This window comes from Acinetobacter sp. YH01008 (assembly GCF_013420435.1).
GTDB lineage: Bacteria > Pseudomonadota > Gammaproteobacteria > Pseudomonadales > Moraxellaceae > Acinetobacter > Acinetobacter pseudolwoffii.
The window spans coordinates 36,454-50,913 of the sequence record NZ_VOYD01000003.1 but is presented as its reverse complement, the minus strand read 5'-3'; the positions used below and the strand labels follow the sequence as shown (position 1 = coordinate 50,913).

Here is a 14,460-nt window from a genome sequence, read left to right as displayed (position 1 = left end):
TAGGCTATTTTACATATTGCCGAGGGCTTTGCCCAAACCAGCGTTTAAAGGCATGGTTAAAAGCAGCCGGCTCGGAATAGCCCAACAACTCTGCAATCATTTCAATTGAATACTGTTTATATTCAATCAATCGCAAAGCCTTATCTTTAATAATATCTTCGCGAATCTGTTTATAACTGGTATCACACTGCTGTAACTGATGCCGCAAGGTTCGCTCCGGAATATTTAGCGCCTGCGCAGTTTCGGCCATGCTCGGCATCAAACCACTTTGTATTTCCAGATAATCCTGAACGCGCTGCACCACTGTCGGTGTCTGCTCATCCTGTTGCAAACGTTGCAGTTCAGCAAAACACTTGGCTTCATACAGCGCAAAGGTCACCGTATCCGCAGACGGAATTTTAATATCCAGAACTGCTTCATCAAACCAGAATGCCGCACTTGGTGCATCGAACTGAACCTGTGTCCCATAATAATCATGATAGACCTTTAAGGTATTCGGCTCTTGCGGATGGGCAAATGGTAACTCGATCCGTAAATCAGGTTTGGACAGGCCCATCATTTTGTAAATATCACGGATAAACTTGAAAGTTCCCGAAATCTCCGCCTGTGCCAGCAACACACCCAAACCATCTTCCAGATTTTTCGGTCGATAACACAGCGCGCTATGATGCTCGCTTTGTTGCAAACCCAATTGTCCTGTCAAATGCGTCAACTGTTGAAAGCGGATCACCTGATGCAGCGCATCACGTACCGTCGGACTGGTAACCAGTAACATCAACAACGGACCATAACCTGCCAATGCATAATGCTGGCCAATCAATAATCCCTGCTCAGCTTCGATTTCCTGCCCTACCACCTTAAGTACATCATGTTCCAAACTCGGATGAATAATCGAGCCAGGATCAAAGGCATCGACACGCAGTCCAATGTTTTGCAGCTTCTGATCGACGTCTATGCCCGCCTTTCGCATCCCTTGAATCAAATACATTAGACTGAGAACAGAACGTTTCATAACCATACAAATACAATGTGATAGTCTTAGTTGTACTATAAAAATAAGTGTACTGCTATTGCCGTTTAGATCAATTTTAGGTCTAATCTTTTATCAGTGAATGATGATAATAATCTCTTATTAAAATAAGCAAGGAATGCAATGATGCTGGAAAATACAAGCGCCACCCGCTCGCCACCCTTTACCAAAGTCGCCATTATTGGCGCCGGTTTTGGCGGTATTGCCATGGCAATACGTTTACAGCAGCAAGGCATCCATGATTTTATTCTGCTGGAAAAAGGCAATGAATTTGGTGGAACCTGGCGAGACAACCAGTACCCTGGCGCAGCCTGTGATGTGCAGTCACATTTATATTCCCTATCATTTGCGCCGAAAAGCAACTGGTCAAAACGCTATGCCGAAGCACCCGAGATATTTTCCTATATTCAGGATCTGGTAAACGATTATAAGCTGCGTGCTTTCTGCCGCTTAAATACCGAGGTACTGGCTGCGCATTACCAGGCAGAGCGCTGTCTGTGGCAATTGCAGTTACAAGATCAAAGTATCCTGGAGGCCCAATTTGTCATATTTGCTTCAGGGCCTTTGCACATTCCCCAGATTCCACCTATCCCCGGTATTGAGAAGTTTCAAGGGAAAGTCTTTCATTCTGCACAATGGGATCATACTTATGATTTAAATGGAAAAAATGTCGCATCGATTGGCACAGGTGGCAGCGCCATTCAATATGTTCCGGAAATTGCCCCACAATGCAAACAACTCTATGTCATGCAACGTACTGCAGCCTGGATCATTCCTCGCGATGAACGTGTCTATCACCATCTCGAAAAGACACTATTTGAAAAATATGACTGGTTCCGAAAACTGCACCGTGCCCGCTTATATTGGTCAAATGAATCGCGGGTCATCCCCATCGTTAAACCCGGCATCATGAAATACACCCAGAAACTGGCAGAACTGTTCATCAAATACCAGATTAAAGATCCTGAGTTAGCTCAAAAACTCACTCCGGATTACATCATGGGTTGTAAACGTATTCTGGTTTCCAATAGCTATTTCCCGACTTTTAACCGCAGGAATGTAGAACTGGTGACTGAAAAGATTCAGGAACTCACTGAAAATAGCATCATTACCCAAGATGGTCAGGAGCGGCCAATTGACTGTCTGATTTATGGCACCGGGTTCATTACCGATCCACGCATCTATATGAAGAATTTTCAATGTACTGGGCTGGATAATCTACAGCTCAATGAGGTCTGGAAACAGGGGGCTGAAAGTTATTATGGAATTTGCATGAAAGGTTTCCCAAACCTGTTTCAATTACTGGGCCCAAATACCCTATTGGCACACAACTCTGTGATTTTTATGATTGAGGCACAAGTTGACTATATCTTGCAGCTCATGCAGCGGGTCGATCAATCACATAGCGATGCCATTATGGTCAAAGAGCAGGCGCAAGATACATTTAATCAGCAGGTGCAACATATGTTTGAACAGACCGTATGGCAATCTGGCTGTGTCAGCTGGTATCAGCAGGAAGGTGGCAAGAATTTTGCCCTATGGCCGACTTATACCTGGAAATACTGGCTGAAAACCAAGAAACCCAATACCGCAGATTATCGATTATTCAATAAAGTTAGCTAAAAGCTTTTCACCATCTAGCATCAAGCGATGGCATAATTTAAAGATAATTTTTTCAATCTATTAAACTTATGCAATCGCTTTGGCTCATCTTTCAGCTTCTTCTCTGTTTGGCACTCGGTTTTGCTTTGGCGAAACGGATTCCAGTATCGATGATTAAAATCTGTTTCAAGCTCTTACCTTATTTTAGCTATGTGTTACTGATTGCGATTTCCTTTGAATTCTCACAGCTTGTGGATGAATTACAGCATCCCCTACAGATTCTGAGTACATCCATCAGCATTGCCTTTCTGACATCACTCGGTGCTTTTGCTATTTGCTATTTGCTGTTCAAGTGGGCTGGTTTTCTTCCCAGTTCAGGCAGAGTATCCCTTGATCTGGTAATTAAATCCTTAGTGAATATGAGTTATGCTTTTTTGGCACTCGCAGGCGGATACTTTTTACATGCTGGCTTGAGTCTGTTTGATCTGTCCTTACACATTAGCACCTGGCATTTGTTACTGGTATTTATGTTTTTCATTGGTTTAGATCTGGCTTATTCGCCACTGGATCGTTCTTGGTTAAATATCAAAATTCTTCTGGTTCCGATCGGTTGTATCTTCGGTTCATTATTCGCAGTTATGCTGTATTCATTCTGGAACATACAGATTGGCCTGAAAGATTTGATCATGCTGTCACAAGGCTATGGATTTTACTCAATGTCAGGCGTTGTCGTGACCGAGCTTCGAAATGCAGAACTCGGCAGCATTGCACTAATGAATGACCTGTTTAGAGAAATTTTTGCCATCTTACTGATGTATTGTATGGGCTGGAGATATCCAAGATCGGCCATTTCCGCAGCAGGTGCAACTGCAATGGATGTGACTTTACCGATGGTTAAGCAGGCATGCGGTCACGATTTTATTCCGCATGCTATGGTCAGTGGATTTATTTTGTCACTGTTAGCACCAGTCATGGTGAGTGTACTGGCAGCGATTTAATTGCTTTATTGCTTTCTCAATCTCCCTAAATCTCTCTTTTCTAAAGAGGAACTCTCCTTCCTGACTAAGTTCTAAAGCAGGATTTTAAAACGAAGCACAAGCAAGAAGGGCTGACTAAAAACTTAAATCAATATCACTTAAGGCATCGCCTACTGTTTCAATAACATCCGAAGCAAGGCTGATGGCATCAGATGCCAAACTGACCACATCGATCCCTGCTGTCCAATCTGCTGAGCTTGCCTGCTGTTGTTGCTGTTCTTGTTGCTTAAGCTGTTCCGCCTGTTGAACATTTTGAATCACGTCATTCTGTTCTTTTTCTAATTGTGGTTCAGATGAAGTCATCATTTTTCCTTTTTATTTTATAACCATTTTTTTCAATAGGCGGATTCAAGCGGCAAGTGCAACAGTATAAAAAAAGCCTTTCGACTGAAAGGCTTTTTGTCATTCAAACCATATTAAAGCGTTGCCAAAATATCTTTTAAAGTCTGACGCATATTCTTAGACTGGGTAATAGGACGGCCAATCACCAAATGAGTCGAGCCGTCCAGCATCGCCTGTTTCGGTGTCACAATACGCTTCTGATCATCGGCATTTGAGCCTTCAGGACGAATACCGGGTGTTACCAAAGCAAAGTCTTGGCCTAATGTTTCACGTAACATTTTTGCTTCTTGAGCTGAACACACCACCCCGTCCAGGCCACTGTTTTTGGTCAGTTGAGCCAGACGCTTGACATGCTCATTTGGCTCAATATCCAGACCAATATCTTTGAGGTCTTCACGACCCATTGAAGTCAGCACTGTCACAGCAATGAGTTGAGTTTTATAGTTGCCTGCTTGTAAACGCTCCACACAGGTTTCCATCATTTTTCGGCCACCAGATGCATGTACATTCACCATCCATACACCCAAATCAGCTGCCGCGCAGACTGCCTGTGCAGTCGTATTTGGAATATCATGAAATTTCAGATCCAGAAATACATCAAAACCTTTGTCTTGAAGTGCTCTGACAATGATTGGACCTTCATGGGTAAATAACTCTTTGCCCACTTTTAGTCGACACAAGGCAGGATCTAGCTGTTCTGCAATGGCTAAGGCATCAAATTGGCTTTTGGCATCTAGTGCAACAATGATACTCAAGAGATTATCCCTTCAAATAGGCAAAAAATAAGCCCATTATAATGGGCTTTGATTTTCATTGGTAATATCTAATACAGTTTTTTCATGCCGGGTATGGGCTGCTGCTTCAGCGGCCATTAACTTGGCTGTATTCAACTGTTCCTTACGCAGATGTTCAATGTCTTTACGTAATCGCTTGATTTCCCAATTGGTCTGGAAAACCCGGAAGATTTGAACGCCCAATAACAGGCCTAACACGACGCCTAGAGATAGGGTAAGGAGCAGCAATAATCCTAGACGCATTGCAGGAACTTGAGTAAATAACAAGTCCACGGACAATTCGGTACCATTTTGCAAAACCAAAGCCAATGAATAGCCAAACAGCACCAATAAAAGAACGACCAGAACGTAACGCATGAACACCCCGTAAATATTTACAATTATTTATTTGCAGATTCGTTTACAGCATCCCGAAGGGCCTTACCTGGCTTAAAGTGCGGAACTGCTTTTGCAGCCACTTCTACAGATTTACCAGTTTTAGGGTTACGACCCACGCGTGGCTCACGATGATGCAATGCAAAACTACCAAATCCGCGAATCTCGATACGATTGTCAGATGATAAAGCTTCTATCATTTGATCAATCATAATTTTAACCGCTTCTTCCACTAAAGGCTCGGCCAAATGCGGATTTTTTAATGCAATGCGCTCTATTAAGTCAGACTTATTAAGTGCTTCAGTAGTCATCTGCGACCTCTTTAATTATCAAGCTACTTGGGATCTATTTCCCGATAATAACCTGTTTAAATACAAAACGGTAGCGCAATAATTAAATACTACGCTACCGTTTACAGTATTTGTATAAAAAGTATTAGTTAACTTACATTAACAATACAATTCAAACGTCTACTTAGTTGCCCATTTGAGCTTTGATCAGGTCACCAATCGTCTTAGGACCATTGTCTTGACCAGCAGCTGGCGCTGTTTTCAAGTTAGCAACTGCTTCTTTCTCTTCAGCTTCGTCTTTCGCTTTGATAGACAAGTTGATTGCGCGAGATTTACGATCAACGTTGATGATCTTCGCTTCTACTTCTTGACCAACTTCAAGGAACTTAGTTGCATCTTCAACGCGATCGCGGTTGATTTCAGATGCTTTCAGAGTCGCTTCAACTTCGTCAGCTAACTTAACAGTCGCGCCTTTCGCATCAACTGCAGTTACAGTACCTTTAACCAACGCACCGCGTTCGTTAGCAGCAAGGAAGTCATTGAACGGATCGTTGTTCATTTGCTTGATGCCAAGGCTGATACGGTTGCCTTCAGCGTCTACAGAAAGGATAACCGCTTCAACAGTGTCGCCTTTCTTGTAACGACGAATCGCTTCTTCGCCTTGTTCGTTCCAAGAAATATCAGACAAGTGAACTAGACCGTCGATACCGCCTGGTAAACCGATGAAGATACCAAAGTCAGTGATAGATTTGATCGTACCAGAAACTTTTTCGCCTTTGTCGTGGTCTTTAGCAAACTCTTCCCATGGGTTAGCACGAGTTTGTTTGATACCAAGAGAAATACGACGACGCTCTTCATCAACTTCAAGAACCATAACATCAACTTCATCACCGATCTGAACAACTTTAGATGGGTGGATGTTTTTGTTCGTGTGATCCATTTCTGAAACGTGTACTAAACCTTCAACGCCTTCAGCGATTTCAGCGAAACAACCGTAGTCAGTCAGGTTAGTTACGCGCGCTTTAACGATTGAACCTTTAGGGTAACGGTTCATGATCGCTAACCATGGATCTTCGCCAAGTTGTTTAAGACCTAGAGAAACACGGTTACGCTCGCGGTCGAACTTAAGTACTTTAACAGTAACTTCTTGACCCACTTCAACAACTTCTGAAGGATGCTTGATGCGTTTCCAAGCCATATCAGTGATGTGAAGAAGACCGTCAATACCGCCAAGGTCAACGAATGCGCCGTAGTCAGTAAGGTTTTTGATTGTACCAGTAACAGTTTGACCTTCTTCAAGCTGAGCAAGAAGAGCTTCACGGTCAGCTGAAGATTCAGCTTCCATAACAGCACGACGTGAAACAACAACGTTGTTACGTTTAGCGTCAAGTTTGATTACTTTAAATTCTAACTCTTTGCCTTCTAGGTGAGTCGTATCACGAATAGGACGAGTATCAACTAAAGAACCTGGAAGGAACGCACGTACTGGACCGATGTCAACAGTGAAACCGCCTTTAACTTTACCAGAGATAACACCAGTAACGATTTCGCCGTCTTCAAAGATTTTTTCAAGTTTAGTCCAAGTCTCAGCGCGTTTAGCTTTTTCGCGAGAAAGAACAGTTTGACCCATACCGTTGTCAAGCGCTTCAACAACTACGTCTACAGTGTCGCCAACTTGAACTTCAAGTTCGCGCTGTTCATTTAAGAACTCAGCACGGTCAACAACGCCTTCAGATTTAAGGCCAGTGTCAACAGTTACCCAATCAGAGTCAATGCTTACTACAACGCCCTGGATAACTGCACCCTTTTCAACGTTGAGGTTTAATTCACTTGCTTCAAAGAGGGCTGCAAAAGATTCGGTCATGATATTTCCGATAAAGTCAGCGGTCTTGGATCAGACAAGGCCGGTTTAATTAAGCATCTACATAGTCCATATAAAACTGATCAAGCTATGCGTTTGCTGATAAAATCAGGTTAATTGGCTAACTGCTGGTCCACATAAGTGGTCATCAACTGGAATACCTCATCAATGTTCAAATTTGAACTATCGATAATGTAAGCATCATCGGCAGGCTTGAGTGGAGCGACAGTGCGTTCCATATCTCGTTTATCACGCGCGATGATATTAGCTAAAATATCGTTTATTTTAACATCCAGCCCCATACCCTGCAACTGCTTTACACGTCTTTGCGCGCGCGATTCAGCCGATGCAGTCAAATATATTTTAGCCTGAGCTTGCGGGAAGATACTTGTGGCCATATCGCGGCCATCTGCCACCAGACCAGGTGCCTGTGCAAAAGCATGTTGACGTGAAACCATTGCCATTCTAAGCTCAGGAATTGCAGCAACTTTTGAAGCAAATTCTCCGACGCGTTCAGTTCGAATGGTCTGGGAAACATCTTCGCCATCCAAGTACACCTGCACCCCGGTTTCGCTACTGACAAACTGGATATCCAGATTTGTTGCGATTTGTACGCATTCTGGCAACTTAATGTCCATTGAATCCAGTAAATCATGGTGATGCAATGACAAACCCAAAAGCCGGTAGAGCGCGCCAGAATCCAATAAGTGAAACTGATAATGTGCAGCCAGTTTTGCTGCCAACGTACCTTTGCCAGACCCACTTGGACCATCAATGGTAATAATTTGAACTGTCATTGCTTTCCCGTTGTTGTTTAAACAGATTTTGCGAGTTTCGTCAGGCCTAGTTTAATCGCTGCCTGTAACTGTGCAAGAATTAATTTACTCACAAAAGGCGCACGCGCCTGTAATTCAATCGTATAGGTGACCAGGGTTTTATCATCGGCCAGCGCTTCAAATTCGATAATCCCCAGATGATGCTTGATCAATGGATTTTTAATAATCTGATATTCAATACGAGCATTCGGCTCAAACAATGTAATCTGCTCTTTCAGCGGCTTGAGCGGCCCCACCCCCATAGCACGCACCGAACCTAGTCCATCCGGATGTTCCGCATCTGCAGAATCCTTGATTCGTTCAACCTGCATCGGCGCAAAGGCAATATTATAGGTGGCATGCTTGGACATTAAATCAAAGACATCATCAAGCGCTGCCGGGAATTCTTTTTTTACTTGAATGCTGTTCATTATTGTTCCTGAAGATTGCAGATATTTGAAAGTGAGCAAATTTTAGCGGATAAAGCAGGTTTATTGCTGCGTATTTAATAACTTTTCTTGTAACTTGAATTCACGTTTCTGCTCGCGGCGCAACTTAAAAAATGCACTGAGCTGTTCAGAGCATTGCTGCTGCATGCAGCCTGCCTTGAAAGGAAATACGTGATTATAATAACCGGTTTCAAAAAGTTGACGCGCGCTCACCAGTGAACCCGCTTTCGCCTCAAATGCACCAAATACCACGCGTGAAACCCGCGAATGCACGAGCGCACCGACACACATGGTGCACGGTTCGAGAGTCACATAGAGCACCGCATCATCAGGTAGCCGATAATTTTGAATGTTTTGACAGGCATCACGTAGCGCGACAATTTCAGCATGCGCAGTCGGATCATTCAACGAGATGGGCGCATTAAATCCCCGACCAATGATCTGATTCTGGCTAACGATAATTGCCCCGACAGGGATTTCTCCCTGTGCAGCAGCAAGTGCAGCCTGCTCGTAAGCACGCTGCATCCAGTATTCATCTGTAAATTGTGTTTCAGACATTGAGGCTTAAATCACACCATAATGCTTGAGCAGCTCATTCCAGCTTTCAATACTAGTGACTGGAGGATTTCCGGACAGGATGCCTTTTAAACTCATATCTGCACCCTTTTTCCACTCAGGACTAAGGTCTTTATCGACCAGACGTGCACGCACACCTTCGACAAAATCATGATGACGAATTTTCCAGTCAGAAATTTGAACTTCCAGTTCGAAAACTTCATTCCAGGAATGTACCTGCTTACCCCATTGCCATAATAGCCAGGTCAAGGCTGCGGTGGTGGGTGAACCTTTTTGCAGATTTTCACTGGCTTGACGCAACCAGTCACTGCGCGCATCACTGAGACCGATAATCGATTCATAATCATGCTCGAAGTTGACACCACGACAAACACTATGAATCACATCCAGAGAGTTTTGCAGTGGTCCTGGCCCTACCGGACGATGCATACTATTTAAAGTGTCATCAATGGCACGGAAGTCACCTGCAGGATAATGATCCCAGTCGATATTAATCACTTTATCTAAAACTGAATCACGCTGTGCATCACAAATATGTGTTGCCCAGCCAATCCCATAAGCGCCTGCAGCGGTCATGATTGAACCGGTCAAGCCGGTAAATAAACCAATCGCGCCCCGATCGGCCAGGAAGCGAGTTGCACCCACATCGGGATATAAACCGATATTGATTTCAGGCATCGCCAAACGCGAATACGGCGTCACTAAACGGAAAGGTGCCGCCATAAACAGACCAAGGCCCCCACCCATCACATAACCTTCACCCCAGACCAAAACCGGTTTGGCATAATTATGCAATAACAGATCCAGCGCATATTCCTGTTCAAAAAACTTATTGGCAGCCGCCACTTCATCGTTAATGACCAGTTGACGTAATTTACGCACATCGCCGCCGGCACAGAATGCTTTCGGTGTGGTTGAATCTAACCAGATCGCTTTTACGCTGTCATCCGTATGAAAATCCTGAAATACTTCCAAAAGTGCAGAAGCAATCGATTCATCCAGAGCATGCAAAGACTTTGGACGATTTAAACGAACGATACGCCAGCCATTATGCGCTTCTTCAACGATCAAATCCGGATGATAAGTTTTAGTAAGGGGAGAATATGTCATGCGTCCAGCTGCCAATCTATAGGCTCAATGCCATGTTGTTTGAGATAGTTATTCGATTTTGAAAATACTTTACAACCAAAAAAACCACCACGGTTTGCGGCCAAAGGCGATGGATGTGCGGCCTTTAACACGAGATGCTTGTCCTGATTGATGCGCTGTCCTTTACGCTGTGCGTATGCGCCCCAAAGAATAAAGACAATATGTTCACGCTGCTCATTTAAAACATCAATGACGTGATCGGTGAATTCTTCCCAACCGCGCTTTTGATGCGAAGTCGGCTGACCTGCCTCTACAGTCAGTACTGCATTTAACAGAAGCACACCCTGCTCTGCCCAATGCGTCAAGTCACCATGCTTTGGTCGTTCAACCCCGACATCCGCATGTAACTCGTGGAAAATATTACGCAAAGATGGCGGCAATGCAACCCCTTTTTGCACCGAAAAGCTTAATCCATGCGCCTGATTCGGGCCATGATAAGGATCTTGCCCTAAAATGACCACTTTAACCCGATCGAGCGGCGTGGTATTCAAGGCATTAAAAATCAGATGATTGGGAGGATAAATTGTTTTATCTGCTTTTTTTTCTTCAACCAGAAAAGCTTTTAATTCGTCCATTTTCGGACTGAGTAAAAACTCACTCAATCCATATTTCCAGCTTTCATCCAACTGAACCTTATTCAGTTTGGCCAGTTGCTGTTCATTTAAAGACATTCTTCAATCCTAAATCTATGTCAATGGATTTCAAGTCACGCAGACTTTAAATCTGTACCTGTAAATCTACAGTCGGGTTATGAAATGCTGTGCCCTGTTTCAGCTTGTTCAACATGTCCGGATCGGTCCATTCAGCTTGCACCTGTTCAGAAAACTCAATTTGATCCAGACTCAGAATGCCCATCTGTTCATTTTGAATATCTTCTAAAAAGCTTTGTGCATAACCGGTATCGGTTTCATGCATAATCACAGAATAGACTTCGACATCACCTTCGCCATTTTGAGTCACGGTCGATGCCAGCACTTGTTGCGCCAGAAAGAAAAAGATACGTGAAAACTGCTCTGCCGATGGTGATACCGGTAACGACACCCACCGCGCACTGAAAGTTTTGCAAGCCTGAATATATTCCGGGTCGTCATTTTGCCAGAAACAGATCGCATGATCGAAAGAATCAAAGAAATCCTTAATCACACCTTTAAGCAGACCAAAGTCATAGACCATTTGCCCATGATCTAACTTCGAGGCTTTTAACAGTAGCTCGACTTTATAACTATGGCCATGGATTGAACGCTTACAGCGATCTGACGTGCAGTTACGCACAATATGAGCATTCTCAAACTTAAATAACTTACGAATTAACATATGCCGTAATGTCGTCAAAAAATAGGTGAATTGATTTTGATTATAAAGCAAAACTACAGCTTTGAGGATTAATTTTGCTGTTCAGCCTGATAGGGAAAAGGGATCAAGCTGCTGTTCAGATTTAGACTAACGGTATAACTGAATAAGCCCTGACTAAAAGGGTTCCATACTGCGATAAGCCACATATACCTGTTTGTCCTGACGAACCAGATCACTACTGAACTGGCGCTTGCGTTCACTCAAGACCACTTCGATCTGAGCTTTAAAATAATTGGATTGCACTCCGAGCAGGCTATTAAACAGATTACGCTTGGCAGCATCGACTTGCGCAAACGGTTCGAGTGACCATAACTCAGACACATTAGAAAAGTGTTCCAAATTGGCCTGTCGCTGATCCAGCAATTGCTGTACCGCATTCACATCCAGTTTTTCATCCATACTGGCTAAAAGAAAAGCAGATGCTGTATTAATATTGACCGGACTTTCCTGCATCGGTGCAGCACTCAGATAAGGTGCTATCAGTTTGTACTTATTTTCTTCAAAACCACGTACCAGCTTTAATTCCTCTACGCTATGAAATTTTGCATTCGGTGGTAAAGCGGCATTCGGTAAGCCTTGATAATAATTAGATTCGGCACCCATACCTCCACTCACCAGCTCGTTTTCATCCTGCCAGTCAATTACGGCTTCACTGAGCTGCGCTGGCAAACCTGCACGTTTTAAAATCAGCTCGAACCATGCTTTGGCATTTTCATTGATGCTATCTTCAGCAGTGATCAGGCTATTTAAATTAAACTTGCCCGATTCATCCTGGATGATTCCGGAAACATAGCCGTCATCGACCGGAAAAGCCGGCATCGGCTGCGCCCAGGTTTCCTGTAGATGATCAACCTCTGCGGCATTTTCAGCATCATCTACTAGCAATTCAGAAAAAAAGGCTTCGGCACTTTTGGCATACATCAGCGACTGGTTTTGCCGCATCAGATAGGCGGTACTTTCAGCAGTTGCAGCCTGACGCTGGGCAATCGTGGCTGCCAGAATAGTCGCCAATGCCACCATCACCAGAATGGTAATCAGTGCAATGCCCTGCTGCTGCTTCAACCTCTGTTTATTCATTTTCATTTTTTATGATTCTTAGCCGGGTTGACCTGTATTCTGATTATCAAGCAAAAAGTCCGTATTTAATAAACTAAACAGCCACTCATAGCTGACGCCATTCACGGTTAAATTGATTTTAATACCTTTGGGCAAGCGCTGTTTCTGCTCTCGCTGATTTAAATCCATAAAAGAATCAGGCCACTGTGTGAGTTCATTTGGATTCAGCACCACAACCTGAAATTGCTCAACGTCCGATAATAAAATACTGGATTCAGGCTGATCACGACCGGTCTGATTCAGGTTGCGATATTTCAATCGATACAGTTTTTGTTCATCGGCCCGATACTGATATTCAATGCGTTCATCTGGCGAAATACCCTCCTCCAGAGGATCAGTCACGCCAGTTTTACTAAAATTAAAACGGCCATTTTGCAAAACCAGAGCCGGTTGAATATCACCATTGATATTGGCCGTTAAAGGGATTGCCTGTACCGTATCCCGTAAAATTTGCTGATAGGTTTCCTGTAGCTGACCTAGACGCTGTTCATGTACTGCATTTTGATCTTTGGTTTTGACAATATAATCAAAAACTTTCCAGCCCAAAGCAGACAGCACTGCAAAGATCGCAATCGCAACCAATAATTCGACCAGGGTAAATCCTTTAGGCTTCATGGCGTATTGTTCATGCGATGATTAAAGAACATTAAGCTGCTGATCCCGGATGCACCTTGACCAGTCTCCTGATTGACCAGACTGACCTGTAGTTCAATACGTTGCACATTGGGACTGATGGTCGGTTCACTGCGCTTGTCAATTTGCCAGGTTTCGCCTTGCTGGGTCAGCTGTCTGGAGGCCGTGCCATCCATCCATTGCTGATTGATTTCCATTTGAGCCACTTCATTTAAGGCAACAAACTGTGCTTTGGTGCGCAGAATGGCATTCGAGGTTGACTGGGTATATTGCATCGCGACTTTGGTCAGCGTCATGGCTGCGGTGGCGAAAATTGCCAGTGCAACCATAACTTCCAGCAAGGTAAAGCCTGAGCTGCGATGAGTGAAATGCTGTTTCACCGCTGCGCAAGACCAAGAGCTCTGCTCGAAGTGCCCACAATGCAATCGATCAACACTCGATTTAAATGGTTTGATCAGCCTGGAGCACACACTTTGCTTGAAAGATCTAGATTTCATTGATTTTACCCAGATGATCCACCTCAATCGCAGAGCCGACTTCACGATCTTCTAAAAAGAACTGAATCCGTACCGGCTTGACCTCACCATTCCCCAGCCAGATCAATTGCGGAGAATTCACCTGCGTCAGATCACGATTTTGCGCACGGGCATAACGCTGTTGTTCTAGCCCCTGAATCCGAAAAGACACATGATCCGGCAGCTTACGTAATTTAAATTCTGTATAACTCTGCCATTTTTCATTTTGCAGGTTCTGTTCAGTCTGCGCTGCTGAACGATATTCTACAATCCCATAGCGAAATGGCGAGACATCGGTCGCGGGTTGCAGATCAAGCGCCAGTATTCTGGACTGGTCATTCGCCTCACGCATGACCCGCTGCAAGTCTAATAACAAAATCTCGCGTGCCTGCATGGCCTTACGCTGATCGACACCACTGGTATTCAGCAATACCAGTGAGGCCATGATTCCCATAATCACAATCACCACCATCAATTCGATGAGGGTAAAGCCACGAACTGCGCTGTGAGATGATCTGATCAT

The 14,460-nt window shown here is 44.0% G+C and carries 18 protein-coding genes; 2 read left to right on the top strand and 16 right to left on the bottom strand.

The features are described 5' to 3' along the window. Nucleotides 1–4 precede the first annotated feature (4 nt). Nucleotides 5–1,012, bottom strand: coding sequence for an AraC family transcriptional regulator (locus tag FTT75_RS03370; RefSeq protein ID WP_005097302.1), 1,008 nt, complete (start codon nt 1,010–1,012; stop codon nt 5–7). A 141-nt stretch (nt 1,013–1,153) separates the two neighbouring features. On the opposite strand from FTT75_RS03370, the gene FTT75_RS03365 reads away from it, so the two are divergent. Together FTT75_RS03365 and FTT75_RS03360 are read left to right on the top strand one after the other, a co-directional pair. After that, on the top strand, nt 1,154–2,653 hold the full coding sequence (locus FTT75_RS03365) for a flavin-containing monooxygenase (RefSeq protein WP_373686573.1): 1,500 nt from the start codon (nt 1,154–1,156) through the stop codon (nt 2,651–2,653). Nucleotides 2,654–2,721: 68 nt separating this feature from the next. Then, nucleotides 2,722–3,630 (top strand): lysine exporter LysO family protein, encoded by a 909-nt coding sequence (locus tag FTT75_RS03360; protein WP_180185908.1) that lies wholly within the window; start codon nt 2,722–2,724, stop codon nt 3,628–3,630. Between the two features lie 114 nt (nt 3,631–3,744). Here the strand turns inward: FTT75_RS03360 and FTT75_RS03355 are convergent, their stop codons facing one another. From FTT75_RS03355 to FTT75_RS03285, 15 genes are all read right to left on the bottom strand, one after another. Continuing rightward, nucleotides 3,745–3,972 (bottom strand): hypothetical protein, encoded by a 228-nt coding sequence (locus tag FTT75_RS03355; protein ID WP_100329616.1) that lies wholly within the window; start codon nt 3,970–3,972, stop codon nt 3,745–3,747. Between the two features lie 113 nt (nt 3,973–4,085). Further along, on the bottom strand, nt 4,086–4,766 hold the full coding sequence (gene pyrF / locus FTT75_RS03350; RefSeq protein ID WP_005097309.1) for an orotidine-5'-phosphate decarboxylase: 681 nt from the start codon (nt 4,764–4,766) through the stop codon (nt 4,086–4,088). Between the two features lie 36 nt (nt 4,767–4,802). Continuing rightward, nucleotides 4,803–5,162 carry a lipopolysaccharide assembly protein LapA domain-containing protein gene (locus tag FTT75_RS03345; RefSeq protein WP_074383247.1) on the bottom strand — a complete coding sequence of 120 codons (360 nt, stop codon included), beginning with the start codon at nt 5,160–5,162 and terminating at the stop codon, nt 4,803–4,805. 23 nt (nt 5,163–5,185) lie between these two features. Further along, nucleotides 5,186–5,491: an integration host factor subunit beta gene (locus FTT75_RS03340; protein WP_005097312.1), complete on the bottom strand. Its 306-nt coding sequence runs from the start codon at nt 5,489–5,491 to the stop codon at nt 5,186–5,188. A 163-nt stretch (nt 5,492–5,654) separates the two neighbouring features. Then, nucleotides 5,655–7,334 (bottom strand): 30S ribosomal protein S1, encoded by a 1,680-nt coding sequence (gene rpsA, locus FTT75_RS03335; RefSeq protein WP_005097313.1) that lies wholly within the window; start codon nt 7,332–7,334, stop codon nt 5,655–5,657. A 110-nt stretch (nt 7,335–7,444) separates the two neighbouring features. Continuing rightward, nucleotides 7,445–8,128 (bottom strand): (d)CMP kinase, encoded by a 684-nt coding sequence (gene cmk / locus FTT75_RS03330; protein ID WP_005097314.1) that lies wholly within the window; start codon nt 8,126–8,128, stop codon nt 7,445–7,447. Between the two features lie 17 nt (nt 8,129–8,145). Next, complete coding sequence (locus FTT75_RS03325) at nt 8,146–8,577, bottom strand: SRPBCC family protein (RefSeq protein WP_180185907.1); 432 nt, start codon at nt 8,575–8,577, stop codon at nt 8,146–8,148. Between the two features lie 60 nt (nt 8,578–8,637). After that, nucleotides 8,638–9,153 carry a tRNA adenosine(34) deaminase TadA gene (tadA, locus tag FTT75_RS03320; RefSeq protein ID WP_180185906.1) on the bottom strand — a complete coding sequence of 172 codons (516 nt, stop codon included), beginning with the start codon at nt 9,151–9,153 and terminating at the stop codon, nt 8,638–8,640. Between the two features lie 6 nt (nt 9,154–9,159). Next, nucleotides 9,160–10,281 carry an enoyl-CoA hydratase/isomerase family protein gene (locus FTT75_RS03315; protein ID WP_180185905.1) on the bottom strand — a complete coding sequence of 374 codons (1,122 nt, stop codon included), beginning with the start codon at nt 10,279–10,281 and terminating at the stop codon, nt 9,160–9,162. Beyond that, entirely contained in the window at nt 10,278–10,991 is a 714-nt protein-coding gene (ung, locus tag FTT75_RS03310; protein WP_005097319.1) for a uracil-DNA glycosylase, read from the bottom strand. The genes FTT75_RS03315 and ung overlap by 4 nt, the downstream gene beginning before the upstream one ends. Nucleotides 10,992–11,037: 46 nt before the next feature. Further along, nucleotides 11,038–11,634 (bottom strand): 6-carboxytetrahydropterin synthase, encoded by a 597-nt coding sequence (locus FTT75_RS03305; protein WP_005097321.1) that lies wholly within the window; start codon nt 11,632–11,634, stop codon nt 11,038–11,040. Between the two features lie 153 nt (nt 11,635–11,787). Continuing rightward, nucleotides 11,788–12,756: a type II secretion system minor pseudopilin GspK gene (gene gspK / locus FTT75_RS03300; protein ID WP_180185904.1), complete on the bottom strand. Its 969-nt coding sequence runs from the start codon at nt 12,754–12,756 to the stop codon at nt 11,788–11,790. A 12-nt stretch (nt 12,757–12,768) separates the two neighbouring features. After that, on the bottom strand, nt 12,769–13,404 hold the full coding sequence (gspJ, locus tag FTT75_RS03295) for a type II secretion system minor pseudopilin GspJ (RefSeq protein WP_159138333.1): 636 nt from the start codon (nt 13,402–13,404) through the stop codon (nt 12,769–12,771). Continuing rightward, nucleotides 13,401–13,802, bottom strand: coding sequence for a type II secretion system minor pseudopilin GspI (gene gspI / locus FTT75_RS03290; RefSeq protein ID WP_370981693.1), 402 nt, complete (start codon nt 13,800–13,802; stop codon nt 13,401–13,403). The genes gspJ and gspI overlap by 4 nt, the downstream gene beginning before the upstream one ends. A gap of 106 nt (nt 13,803–13,908) precedes the next feature. Next, entirely contained in the window at nt 13,909–14,460 is a 552-nt protein-coding gene (locus tag FTT75_RS03285) for a type II secretion system protein (protein ID WP_074383251.1), read from the bottom strand.

What these genes read in the sequence shown, in the direction of transcription:
- FTT75_RS03305 (WP_005097321.1), bottom strand. Translation starts at nt 11,634, where the DNA reads ATGTTAATTCGTAAGTTATTTAAGTTTGAGAATGCTCATATTGTGCGT.
- rpsA (WP_005097313.1), bottom strand. Translation starts at nt 7,334, where the DNA reads ATGACCGAATCTTTTGCAGCCCTCTTTGAAGCAAGTGAATTAAACCTC.
- gspK (WP_180185904.1), bottom strand. Translation starts at nt 12,756, where the DNA reads ATGAAAATGAATAAACAGAGGTTGAAGCAGCAGCAGGGCATTGCACTG.
- FTT75_RS03285 (WP_074383251.1), bottom strand. Translation starts at nt 14,460, where the DNA reads ATGATCAGATCATCTCACAGCGCAGTTCGTGGCTTTACCCTCATCGAA.
- tadA (WP_180185906.1), bottom strand. Translation starts at nt 9,153, where the DNA reads ATGTCTGAAACACAATTTACAGATGAATACTGGATGCAGCGTGCTTAC.
- FTT75_RS03355 (WP_100329616.1), bottom strand. Translation starts at nt 3,972, where the DNA reads ATGACTTCATCTGAACCACAATTAGAAAAAGAACAGAATGACGTGATT.
- cmk (WP_005097314.1), bottom strand. Translation starts at nt 8,128, where the DNA reads ATGACAGTTCAAATTATTACCATTGATGGTCCAAGTGGGTCTGGCAAA.
- FTT75_RS03325 (WP_180185907.1), bottom strand. Translation starts at nt 8,577, where the DNA reads ATGAACAGCATTCAAGTAAAAAAAGAATTCCCGGCAGCGCTTGATGAT.
- FTT75_RS03340 (WP_005097312.1), bottom strand. Translation starts at nt 5,491, where the DNA reads ATGACTACTGAAGCACTTAATAAGTCTGACTTAATAGAGCGCATTGCA.
- FTT75_RS03370 (WP_005097302.1), bottom strand. Translation starts at nt 1,012, where the DNA reads ATGAAACGTTCTGTTCTCAGTCTAATGTATTTGATTCAAGGGATGCGA.
- gspJ (WP_159138333.1), bottom strand. Translation starts at nt 13,404, where the DNA reads ATGAAGCCTAAAGGATTTACCCTGGTCGAATTATTGGTTGCGATTGCG.
- ung (WP_005097319.1), bottom strand. Translation starts at nt 10,991, where the DNA reads ATGTCTTTAAATGAACAGCAACTGGCCAAACTGAATAAGGTTCAGTTG.
- FTT75_RS03345 (WP_074383247.1), bottom strand. Translation starts at nt 5,162, where the DNA reads ATGCGTTACGTTCTGGTCGTTCTTTTATTGGTGCTGTTTGGCTATTCA.
- FTT75_RS03360 (WP_180185908.1), top strand. Translation starts at nt 2,722, where the DNA reads ATGCAATCGCTTTGGCTCATCTTTCAGCTTCTTCTCTGTTTGGCACTC.
- FTT75_RS03315 (WP_180185905.1), bottom strand. Translation starts at nt 10,281, where the DNA reads ATGACATATTCTCCCCTTACTAAAACTTATCATCCGGATTTGATCGTT.
- FTT75_RS03365 (WP_373686573.1), top strand. Translation starts at nt 1,154, where the DNA reads ATGATGCTGGAAAATACAAGCGCCACCCGCTCGCCACCCTTTACCAAA.